This window comes from Flavobacterium sp. RSP49 (assembly GCF_003968735.1).
In the GTDB taxonomy this organism is placed as follows: Bacteria; Bacteroidota; Bacteroidia; order Flavobacteriales; family Flavobacteriaceae; genus Flavobacterium.
The window spans coordinates 144,489-155,640 of record NZ_RYDN01000006.1 but is presented as its reverse complement, the minus strand read 5'-3'; the positions used below and the strand labels follow the sequence as shown (position 1 = coordinate 155,640).

General features: G+C 34.1%; 11 protein-coding genes and 2 tRNA genes. 6 read left to right on the top strand and 7 right to left on the bottom strand.

What is annotated here, in order from left to right; all coding sequences use genetic code 11:
* The first annotated feature begins 2 nt into the window (after positions 1-2).
* The 3 genes from EKM02_RS05455 to EKM02_RS05445 all read left to right on the top strand — a co-directional run bounded on the left by EKM02_RS05455 (position 3) and on the right by EKM02_RS05445 (position 821).
* Positions 3-75: transfer RNA gene (locus tag EKM02_RS05455), tRNA-Met, on the top strand.
* Between the two features lie 34 nt (positions 76-109).
* Positions 110-182 (top strand) — tRNA-Met (locus tag EKM02_RS05450).
* Positions 183-593: 411 nt separating this feature from the next.
* A complete protein-coding gene (locus EKM02_RS05445) occupies positions 594-821 on the top strand; it encodes a hypothetical protein (protein ID WP_126452861.1) in 228 nt (75 codons plus the stop codon).
* A 41-nt stretch (positions 822-862) separates the two neighbouring features.
* Here EKM02_RS05445 and EKM02_RS05440 read toward each other — a convergent pair whose 3' ends face one another.
* On the bottom strand, positions 863-1,138 hold the full coding sequence (locus tag EKM02_RS05440) for a 4a-hydroxytetrahydrobiopterin dehydratase (RefSeq protein WP_126452859.1): 276 nt from the start codon (positions 1,136-1,138) through the stop codon (positions 863-865).
* Between the two features lie 174 nt (positions 1,139-1,312).
* On the opposite strand from EKM02_RS05440, the gene EKM02_RS05435 reads away from it, so the two are divergent.
* On the top strand, positions 1,313-2,461 hold the full coding sequence (locus tag EKM02_RS05435; protein ID WP_126452857.1) for a GNAT family N-acetyltransferase: 1,149 nt from the start codon (positions 1,313-1,315) through the stop codon (positions 2,459-2,461).
* On the opposite strand, the gene EKM02_RS05430 is transcribed toward EKM02_RS05435, so the two are convergent.
* Entirely contained in the window at positions 2,454-3,353 is a 900-nt protein-coding gene (locus EKM02_RS05430) for a diacylglycerol/lipid kinase family protein (protein WP_126452855.1), read from the bottom strand. The genes EKM02_RS05435 and EKM02_RS05430 overlap by 8 nt on opposite strands.
* 64 nt (positions 3,354-3,417) lie before the next feature.
* Between EKM02_RS05430 and EKM02_RS05425 the strand changes: the two genes are divergently transcribed.
* Positions 3,418-4,386, top strand: a complete 969-nt coding sequence (locus tag EKM02_RS05425; protein ID WP_126452853.1) for an App1 family protein — start codon at positions 3,418-3,420, stop codon at positions 4,384-4,386.
* Positions 4,387-4,418: 32 nt separating this feature from the next.
* Here the strand turns inward: EKM02_RS05425 and EKM02_RS05420 are convergent, their stop codons facing one another.
* Positions 4,419-6,326: an ABC-F family ATP-binding cassette domain-containing protein gene (locus EKM02_RS05420; protein WP_126452851.1), complete on the bottom strand. Its 1,908-nt coding sequence runs from the start codon at positions 6,324-6,326 to the stop codon at positions 4,419-4,421.
* 73 nt (positions 6,327-6,399) lie between these two features.
* Here EKM02_RS05420 and EKM02_RS05415 point away from each other — a divergent pair, with 73 nt between their 5' ends.
* Complete coding sequence (locus tag EKM02_RS05415) at positions 6,400-6,783, top strand: DUF983 domain-containing protein (protein ID WP_126452849.1); 384 nt, start codon at positions 6,400-6,402, stop codon at positions 6,781-6,783.
* Positions 6,784-6,785: 2 nt separating this feature from the next.
* Here the strand turns inward: EKM02_RS05415 and EKM02_RS05410 are convergent, their stop codons facing one another.
* The 4 genes from EKM02_RS05410 to gldL form a co-directional block, all read right to left on the bottom strand.
* Complete coding sequence (locus EKM02_RS05410) at positions 6,786-7,838, bottom strand: NAD(P)/FAD-dependent oxidoreductase (RefSeq protein WP_126452847.1); 1,053 nt, start codon at positions 7,836-7,838, stop codon at positions 6,786-6,788.
* Between the two features lie 102 nt (positions 7,839-7,940).
* Positions 7,941-8,831 carry a gliding motility protein GldN gene (gene gldN, locus EKM02_RS05405; RefSeq protein WP_126452879.1) on the bottom strand — a complete coding sequence of 297 codons (891 nt, stop codon included), beginning with the start codon at positions 8,829-8,831 and terminating at the stop codon, positions 7,941-7,943.
* Positions 8,832-8,879: 48 nt separating this feature from the next.
* The gene (gldM, locus tag EKM02_RS05400; protein ID WP_126452845.1) at positions 8,880-10,424 is read right to left on the bottom strand and encodes a gliding motility protein GldM; all 1,545 of its coding nucleotides are present in this window, start codon (positions 10,422-10,424) and stop codon (positions 8,880-8,882) included.
* Positions 10,425-10,470: 46 nt separating this feature from the next.
* Entirely contained in the window at positions 10,471-11,118 is a 648-nt protein-coding gene (gene gldL, locus EKM02_RS05395; RefSeq protein WP_126452843.1) for a gliding motility protein GldL, read from the bottom strand.
* Positions 11,119-11,152: the final 34 nt, after the last annotated feature.

Below are 11,152 nucleotides of genomic sequence, written 5' to 3'. Positions count from 1 at the left end.
AACGCGGGATAGAGCAGTAGGCAGCTCGTCGGGCTCATAACCCGAAGGTCACTGGTTCGAGTCCAGTTCCCGCTACTAAGTTAATCATATTGAGATTACAAACGCACATCGCGGGATAGAGCAGTAGGCAGCTCGTCGGGCTCATAACCCGAAGGTCACTGGTTCGAGTCCAGTTCCCGCTACTAAGAAAAACCCATCAACATTTTGATGGGTTTTTTGATTTTTACTACCTTCCTCACCCCCTGTAAAAACTGAGATTAATTCAAAAATACCATTAACTTTTTTGGTTAGATATTCCCTATTTTCTGCCCTAATGGACAACCCTTCTGGAAACACTAAATTTTGGATTGGAATCAAGTGCTTACTTTAAATTAAAAAGGAATGGTTAACACCCGCGGCAATCCCTAAATATTCCCTATTTTAGCATATGCCTCATAAGCAATTAATAAGCAGAAATTGCTTGCAACTAACGACCCTACACTACTAAAAATGAATAAAATAACATATGTTTTTTGTTTACACTTGTACTTTTTTTATCAGGATGTATCGTTCAACGGCGAAGCAAATTTACAACTGATGCTATTAAACAAAGCATGACCAAAGATCGGGTTATTGCTTTGTATTGCAAACCTTATAAGGAAATTCCCTCCATTGACAGCAATAAGACCTTGCACGAAAGGCTCTATTATAAAGAGATTTTATTCCTTGGACGATGGCATGAGGTAAATAGTATTTTGCATTTAGAGAACTCCGTATTTAAATCACTAGAACAAGGCGAGGAACAATTACTGGATAAAACGCACCAGGTAATTGTTACATAAAGACACACAGCAAAAATTCAACAACAATAAAACTACATTCCCTAAAGCTCTTCGATGGCTTTTGCCAAATCAACATCCTTATCCGTTACACCATCTGCATCATGAGTAGTCAGCCGAATGGTTACTTTATTATACACATTACATAATTCCGGATGATGATTTTTTTTCTCCGCTTTTATTCCTACTTGAACTATAAAACCTAAGGCTTGCGTAAAATCCAGAAATATAAACTTTTTCTCAATTCCATTATTAATATACTGCCAGTCTTTCAATTTTTTCAACTCTGATTGAATGGATTGTTCGGTGTACGTTTTCATACTTTTATTTATTTATGGGTTGATCTGCCTGTAACACGCTGTTGTAAAACAATATTCAGATCGAAACAATTCTGAATATCTAAATTCCATAAATATAAAGTTAGTGAATTTTAATATATTGAGAAATAATTTAACTTTATTAACTAATTTTGGCGAAAATTATTTCTTTTCAATTTGAATTCAGCATACTCCTTTAAAATTTATACTACTACTGCGCAGCTTCATTCAAACTGGGATGACATCGCGATTTCGACTATTTTTTTATCCAAAAAATATCTAGATGTTTTAGAAAAATCATCCCCTGAGAACATGATTTGTCATTATATTGGACTCTTTGAAAATGGCAACTTAGTAGGGATTGCGCTTTCCCAATTTCTGGATTTAAACAAACTGGAATCTTTTGGAGAACGCGATAAGTGTATCAAGACAGCAGTACGGAATTTTGTTTTCAGGAACTTTGGATCGCATGTACTGGTTATTGGCAATAATATGTTAACTGGACAAAATTCTTTTGCTTTGTTAGACACCATTGATAAAAAGAGAGCTTTACAAGTATTAAATACTGCTGTAACTGAATTAAAACAACGCTTTAAATCGATAGGCAAAAAAATTCATATCACCACCTATAAAGATTTCAATAGCGAGGAAATCAAAACCTTCCGTATTCCTGAATTCGAAAATGAATATGCGTTTTCGACACAGCCTAATATGGTTTTTACCATTAATGAAGCCTGGAAAACAGAACAAAATTATATTGACTCCCTTTCAAAAAAATACCGGGATCAAAACAAAAGAGCAAGAAAGAAGGCAGATCAAATTGAAAAAAGAAAACTACACCTGGAAGAAATTATTGCCTTAGAAGAAACGATTTATGATTTATACCTTCATGTAGCTAAAAATGCTCCCTTTAATACTTTTTTTCTTCCAAAAAATCATTTTAGGATTTTTAAAGAAATTTTCAAAGACAAATTTCTTTTTTATGGCTATTTTTTAGGGGACAGACTAATAGGTTTCAATACTTTGATTAAAAACGGCTCTATAATGGATACCTATTTTCTGGGATATGATGAAAAGGTTCAGCGGGAGAAAATGTTGTACCTGAATATGTTATATGACATGATCGCCTATTCTATTAATAAAGGCTTTAAGGAAATTATCTTTGCAAGAACTGCTTTGGAAATCAAAAGTTCTGTTGGCGCTAAGCCCATAAAAATGCATGGATTAATAGGCCACAGCAATAGGGTTGTAAATCATTTTATGCCAACGATATTCAAATATCTAGAACCTGAAATCAAATGGCAACAACGCAATCCGTTCAAATAAATCTATAATCTGGATTAACATATGGTACGGCAACTTTCATGTGTTTGGGTAAGATTTCTACATTTAACTTGGTTTCGGATCCGCAATATTCACCGTCAACTTGAAAACTAACAGGCACAGTAGTCGTGATTACCGCCTTTTCCACTGATATTATTTCTATATCTTCTGCATCATCTGTTGTGATATTTCCGGTAATAATTTTCCCAAGCACTACTAAATCTAAATTTTTCAAGATCACTAATTCAAATTTCCCATCGTCCATTAGTCCGTTAGGATTAATAGAAACTCCTGTTCCATATTTTTTTGAATTGGCAATAACAATCATTCTCGCTACACATTCAATAGTGGGAAAATCACCTGTTATTGTGACAAAAAAAGGCTCGTCTAAATCAATCATAGTAGACACCGCTTGCAAAGCATACCCCAGTTTTCCCCGAATCGTACTTTTTTCATAGTTCTTAATCAATTCTGCATTAAGTCCAATATCACTTAGATGAACACTTTTTTTTCCATTAATAGAAATCATATCAATCATCATGCCCTCATTTTGAAAAGCAATTTGTAAGTTTTCTTCCAGTGTGGCAGGTAAATTCAAGTCTACTGCCAAACCATTAGCTGATCCGGCGGGTAAAATTCCTAAAATTACATCTTGATTTTCCATTGCTTCGGCTACCATTTTTATGGTTCCGTCACCCCCCGCAATAATAATTCGTTGTGGTTTGTAGGTTTCATAAAGCAACTTTATATCATCAATATCATTTACTCCAGAAGTATTATAAATTACTGGATTAAAATTTTCTTTTTTAGCAAAAAGTATTACAGCATCAATAAATTCAGATTTATCAATGTCACCGGAAATAGGATTAACAACAACAATAATGTTATTTCTCAAACTTTATCTTCTTTTATCAATTAAAATTAATTAAATTCATCTCCAATCAAAAGTACTACAATAAATGAAACCAATTTTAAAATTATATCGTGGCTACGCTAATGAGCAAGAATTAATTGTCATGGGGCATGTGTTCAAACCAACAACAGCTAAAGAATATAATTTTCAAAAAAAGAACTTTAAAAATGCTACTTCTGTAATCAAAATGTTTCAAATAAAAACACAAGCAAATGCTGATGTGTATTTAGAACAAAACAATTCCAAAATCCATACTAGAACACTAAATGATGGTTATTTTAAGTTTTGCGTGCCACTAGAGCAGGATTCTAAGTATGGCTGGATTGATTATAAAGTGAGTATCACTCATAATAACGAAACCATTACAGCCAAAGACAGTTATATTCGTCCACACAAAGGAAATCTGGGAATCATCTCTGACATTGATGATACTTTTTTAGTTTCTCACACGCTGAATCCTTTAAAAAAATTATATGTTTTATTGTTTAAAAACATATATAAAAGAAAAACTTTTGATGATGTAGTTACCCATTATCAAGCCCTGAGTTCGGCAGGAAGAACAAACAAACACGAGTTAAATGCGTTCTTTTATGTTTCCAGCAGTGAATGGAATTTGTATCGTTTTATCATACAATTTACTGAAATTCATAAGCTTCCAAAAGCCGTTTTATTACTGAAAGACATCAAGACGAGCCTGGCTGATTTTTTCATGACCGGAAGTGGGGATCACAACCACAAGTTTGACAAAATAAAACACATTCTAGAGTTTTATCCCAATTTAGAGTATGTACTTCTCGGGGATGATTCTCAACATGACCCCTATTTATACGAAGCTATTTGTAAAATTTTCCCAGTTACCATAAAAGCTGTTTATATCCGACAAACTGGGACTTCTAAAAAAGAAAAAATAATTACAATTATGGAAAATTTAGAAACCTTAAAAGTTTTTATTTGTTATTTCAAAAATAGCAGTGAAGCTATTGCACATTCAAAATCTATTGGGATTATTAAATAAAAAAAGAGCTCCAAAACCGGAACTCTTCTTTTTTACACAGTATCAATTTCTTCCTGAACAGCTTCCCAATCTAAAAGAAATTTGTCTAACTCAGCCTTTTTCTTATTATACGCAATAAAAAACTTAGCATCCTCAATATGTTTATCATAATTAGAAGCCAGCATTTTATCATCTTGCTGAATGTCTTTTTCTAATTGCTTGATTTGGCTTTCGATCTTGCTTAACTTGTTTTGTAATGCTTTTCCTTTTTTCTGATCTTCGTATGATGCTTTATTGCTTTCTTTAGGTGATGCTACTTTCTGAGCCTCTTTTTTTTCTACTTCACGCATGTTTTCCATATTGCGTTGTTCTAAAAAATAGTTGATATCCCCTAAATATTCTTTTATTTTTTGATCTTTAAATTCATATACTAAATTTGACATGCCCTGCAAGAAATCCCTATCGTGAGAAACCAGTAATAAAGTGCCCCCAAATTTTTGAAGAGCTGCTTTTAACACGTTCTTAGATTTGATGTCCAAATGATTTGTAGGCTCATCCATCAATAAAACATTAATAGGTTGTAACAATAATTTACACAACGCCAAACGGTTTCTTTCGCCTCCTGAGAGAACTTTTACCTTTTTATCTACATCGTCACCACGAAACAAGAAAGAACCCAGCATATCGCGTACTTTCATTCGGTTCGTATCTGCTGCCGCATCTTCCATCGTTTGCAACAAAGTGATTTCGCCATCCAGATATTCAGCCTGATTTTGTGCAAAATACCCCAATTGTACATTATGTCCTAACTTGATATTTCCTTTATACTCGAATTCGTCAACAATAGCCTTAATGAAAGTTGATTTTCCTTGCCCGTTTTGCCCTACGAAGGCTATTTTACTTCCACGCTCCACTAATAGATTGATATCTTTCAAAATCGTTTTGTCCCCGTAACTTTTGGTCACATTTTCGGCTTCTATAACTACTCGTCCCGGTTCTTTCGAAACTGGAAAAGTAATATTCATCACGGAATTGTCATCTTCATCTACTTCAATACGTTCTATTTTGTCCAGTTTTTTAATCATCGATTGTGCCATGGAGGCTTTAGATGCTTTGGCACGAAATTTTTCGATTAATTTCTCTGTTTCTTCTATTTTTTTGGCTTGATTTTTTTGTGTGGCCAATTGTTTTTCACGAATCTCATGACGCAATTCTAAATATTGAGAATATGGTTTATTGAAATCATAGGCTTTACCAAGGGAAATTTCGATCGTTCTGTTTGTCACATTATCTAAAAACATTTTATCGTGTGAAACAATTACCACCACACCGGGATAATTGCGAAGAAAACTTTCCAGCCAAATGATACTCTCAATATCCAAGTGATTTGTGGGCTCATCCAGCAACAAAACATCATTAGCCTGCAATAATAACTTGGCTAATTCGATACGCATTCTCCATCCACCGGAAAAAGTTTCAGTTTGATTATCAAAAACGTCTCTTTTAAACCCTAAACCAAGTAAAATTTTCTCTGTATCTCCCACATAATTATAACCCCCCAATAATTCAAAACGATGGGTATAATCCGATAAGTCTTCGATGATTTGACTGTATTCATCACTTTCATAATCCGTTCTGGTAACCAATAAGTGATTGATTTCTTCGAGCTTTTTCTCTACAATTTTAATCTCTGTAAACGCTTCATATGCTTCTTCCAAAACCGTTCTTCCTTGTTCAAAGTCAATATCCTGACGCAGAAATCCCATACGAAGGTCTTTCTCTTGAGAAATAACCCCTGAATCTGGAGCAAAATCTTTTGCTAACATTTTAAGCATGGTCGATTTTCCCGCCCCATTCTTTCCTACAAGACCCACGCGGTCTCCGGCACCCAATCGAAAGGTAACTTCTTCAAACAAATAAGAACCACCAAATGAAACGGATAAATTGTGTATATTAAGCATGTATTGTGATTTTATTCCTTTTTGAATGCGTAAATTTGTGACTCCAAAAAAGGAAAAATTAAATTTTTTGCAAATGTTAAAAAAAGGATCCAAATTATATAGCATTTTAACAGGAACTTGTCCTAAATGTCAGAATGAGAGTATGTATTTAGATAAAAATCCGTTACATCTAAACAAAACATTGAAAATGCACGAAAATTGTAGTCATTGTGGTTTAAGATATCAAATTGAACCTTCTTTTTTTTATGGCGCCATGTACGTTAGCTACGGATTAAATGTAGCAATAGGAATTGCTGCTTTTGTCATCTCTTTTGTTCTCTTCGAATCCAGTCTAAAAGTTGCATTCCTTGCAATAATAGTATCACTGGTTATTCTATTCCCTTTTGTTTTGCGATGGGCAAGGAATATTTACATCAACATGTTTGTTTCGTATGACCAAAAATTAAATAAAAAATAAAACTATTTTTTTTTTTTAGATAGAAACCGATTAATGTCAATTGCAGTGTCTAAAGGAATTTGATTTTCAATAAGATTAAATAAAGCTTTTGCCATTGCAGGACCTAACATAACTCCTCGTGTGCCCAAACCATTCAAAATATGTACTGAATTATAATTTTGATGTGTTCCTACGAGTGGTCTTCTATCTTTTACCGTGGGGCGAACTCCGGCAAAATGAGCCACAATTTCAAAATCACAAGTAATAATCTCTTTTATTCTTTCCACTAATTCCGTTTTTCCTTCTGGAGTAGGTAAATCTGTTTTATCTTTCCAATTGTAAGTGGCTCCTACCTTGAACAAATCATTTCCAAGAGGCAAAATAAAGACACTTGTATTGACGATCACATCTAAACGCAAATTAGGTGCTCTAATAACAAAAAGCTCCCCTTTTGTGCCATCTAATGGCAAATGATTAAAGTAAGGATTTCCATGCATTCCAAAGCCTTCGGCAAAAACAATATGTTTCGCTTGAATATCTTTGTACCGAATACTATTTGAGTCAACCTGAAGCACCTCATAATCAAAAGACTCCTCCTGAAACATCTTATTATGGATAAGATAGTCTCTGTATTTGCGCAACAACAATGCGGTATCAACATAACCCGTCTGCAAAACTTCACCGTATCCAAAGGGAGAATCAATTCCAGAAAATTTCTCAAAAATCAATTTTGTGGATAAAAATGGCGCTAACTTTATTTTATCCGAAGCTATAAACCAATTATTCTGTTCTTCGACGGAGAAAAATTTTCTCAAAATAGGTCTCTTAAAATCTACGGTACATTCTAATTTTTTCTCCAACAGCGCATAAAATTCATTCATCAAAACTAATTGCTCTTGTGCCTGCCAAACCTCACTGAATCGTTTTAAAATAACAGGGTTATACAAGCCCCCGGCGATTCTTGAAGAATTTTGAGAATTATTATCCAGTACTAAAATACTTTTATCATTTCGCAGCGCAACCTCTGAAAATGAAATACCCGCTAAACCTGAACCAATTATTAAATAATCAATCATTTGAAGAAATATAATTTAAACTAAAGACAAAGTAAATACATTAAAACACAAAACTCTTACCATCACAGTAAGAGTTTTGCGTTTATAGTAAAAAAACTGAAATTAATAATTCCACATATCAGATTCGAAATTGCGAATTTTCTCTTTCACACGATCGGATTCTAACAACTGATTCTGGGCATTATCTTTCATATACTCTTCAATGGCCCTGTCTCCATAAACATTTTCTTCTTTGTAAATAAAACTATTAAAACGTCTTGAATTTAAGATTTGATCAAATGAAATCGGCATCGCTGAATTTTTATCATTAAATGCTTTAGCATCATGCAACACATCTCTTGCTGCTGGAAAAAACACCCAAAACAACTCAATATAATCTTTTTGATCACTATTCATCGTATAAACATCCGGAGTCACTGGACAAATACCCAATAAACGATACTTTAATTCACTCTGCCTTTTGTCAAAATACCAATACCCCTTTATTTTATACTGTGTTACGTCCTGAGCAGAAAGATCCTGTCTCAGAATATATTCTTCTGATATTTGATTCCCTGCATTTATTTGTTCTCTACCGGCGTCTGTAGTATCTATTCGAGTTAATGAAGCTTGGATGTCTTTAAATGATTTTTTAGTGTTAAAATAACTATCTGTATACACTTCTGTTAATTCACCACTTTTTATGGCTTTAGTCAGCACATCGTATAACGAACGCCTATCCGAACCAATATTTGCAGTATCTACAGGGAAATACAATGAAAAATTAATCTTTTCGTTTAAATCGATTATTTCCCAGGTTGTTTTTCCCATTAAAACATCTCTATCATGCACATATCCATAGGACAAAGGCCTATCGTTATCTGAAATTAATTGTGCATCAGATTTTAGACCTATTTCGTCAGGAGTTTTTGCATTAAGCAAATTAGATTGTGCAACCGAAGCAAGACTTCCTGTGGAACAGACTATAGCGATTAAAAAATTTCTTACATTCATCATAGTATCATTATAAGATATTGAAGTAGATTTATACAAATCTACTTATTATTGTATTTCAAAAATTACTGGAGCTGTTCTTGGCAATAAATAGCTTCCTGCACCAACAAGTTTGGTTTTAATCTCAGAAATGGTCACTTGATCACCTCTTCCTGCTTTTGATAATACGGCCTTACATTGCGCATTTAATCTGTTTCCTGATACAACTACTGTTGGCTGTCCAGTAACTTTTAAATTAAAACCAACTACATTTAAACCAACTTCAAAATCAAAATCTTCCAATTTAGCTCCAATAGTTGCAATTTCAAGATTTGATTTTGGTCCTTTTACAACACCTGTTTCTCCTCTAATTGTTCCTGTTGGACCTGGAATTCCTTTGATTCTAAATACTTTTTTATCATTTGCAACTTTTCCGTCAGACATTTTACCTGAAACGCTTACCACAACTTCATTCCCTCCACCTGGATTCATAACGTATTTACCATTGCCCACCTTTGACAAACCTGGAGCAGAAGCATTAACAGCATTATCCGGAATACCAGCAAATGAAATCGTCATTGGATTAGATACACCTCTATAGACTACATTCATTTTATCAGCTGAAATTGTAGCAGAATTAGGTCTTGGCACAACAACATATTTTCCAGCGAATTTTAAAGGAATTGTTTTACCATCCTCAACAAAAGTAAATTGTCCCGAAATGTTTTGCTCACCTACTCCTCCTGCGGTTAAAGCTATTTTAGCTTGGCCTGTAGCTGGATCCAATCTTGCACCAGTAACACTAGAAGGTTTAGTATTCTCGTCATAACGACCCAATACTACTTTTCCTGTAACTTGCTCACCTTGAAAATAAGCGTTTTTATCTAATACTACAATAGCTTCATAGTTATTATATGAAGCAGCGTCAACAGCTGCCTTACCTAATGCAGTACTGTAAACATCTGATTCTAATTTTTTAACATCATTCTGCCAAGCAGATAGTTTAGCTAAAGAGGCAACAGCGGGGAAACCTTTGAAATGATAATCTAAATAAGGAACCGGTCTACCGTCTTTATTTTTAACGTCTGACAAACTAAACTTGGCTTCCACTTCAGATAAAATTGGTGCTAATTTCTTATTATCACCTAAAGCCAACTTCATGTCTGCCTTATACTTTTCGAATGTTGCAATAACTTCTTTTCCTTTAGCAGAGTAACCAGCTGGACTGAACCATAAATTATCTATATTATCACCTTTGTCCATAGCCTCATACGGTAGTTTACCCGTCTCCGGATCCACTTCGGTTCCTACTAAAACTTCCGCTTTTATTTGTCCAATATAATCGTAAAAATTTTTTGTTATCACTTCTACTTTATGAGCTGTTACGGCCGCTGAAGTAAATTCGCCACCTGCTTCCGCTGCTTTCGCATCTAATCCAGCTAACATTTGAGCGTTTGATTGTTGAGCTGAAGCGTTTGACCCTTCAAATTTTTCATTCATTAATCCAAAAGCAGACAACACTTCTTTGGACATATTTAATGCTAACATTGCGATGAAAACCAAATACATTAGGTTAATCATCTTCTGTCTAGGGGTTAGTTTTCCTCCTGCCATATTTTCTAAATAATTAGTTTAATATTTTTTTATAGTTTGAAACTAATTATCCTTTATTATTCATTGCAGAAAGCATTCCACCATATACATTATTCAAAGAGGATAGGTTTGAAGTCAATGACTGCATTTGATCTTTTAATTTTAGGTTGTTTTCAGCAACTTCTTCATTAATTTGTACATTTCTGGAGGCGCTTTGTAGTTGTATTTTATACAGACTGTTCAACGACTCCATTTGGGCTGCGGCCAAAGTCAACTCCTCACTGTATTTTTTAGTAGATGTAATAGAATCTACTGTTGGGGCAATTCCCTTTGCTGCTGATTCGAAATTTTTGATGCTATTACCTAAACTAGCCATTAATTCCCCATCAATTTTGGCATCTTTTAACATCATATCTAATTTTTGAGACAACAATCCTTGTGCATCAGATGGTGTTTCTACTTTTTTAGTTGCTGGTTTAGCCTGACCGTTAGCTAATTCCGGATATACTAAAGTCCAATCCAAATCATTATCCACCGGTTCAAAGGCAGAAAGTGCAAAAATGGCCGCTTCTACAACAAGACCTATAGTTAGCATTAAATTTCCTGTAATAAAACCAAATTCAATGTGGGTAATTTTGAATAATGCGCCTATGATTACAACAGCAGCTCCCATGCCGTATGCGAAATTCATTGCTTTCTTGCTTAATAATGCCATAATAGTGTTTTTAAAAAATGAATAGATTTGGTTT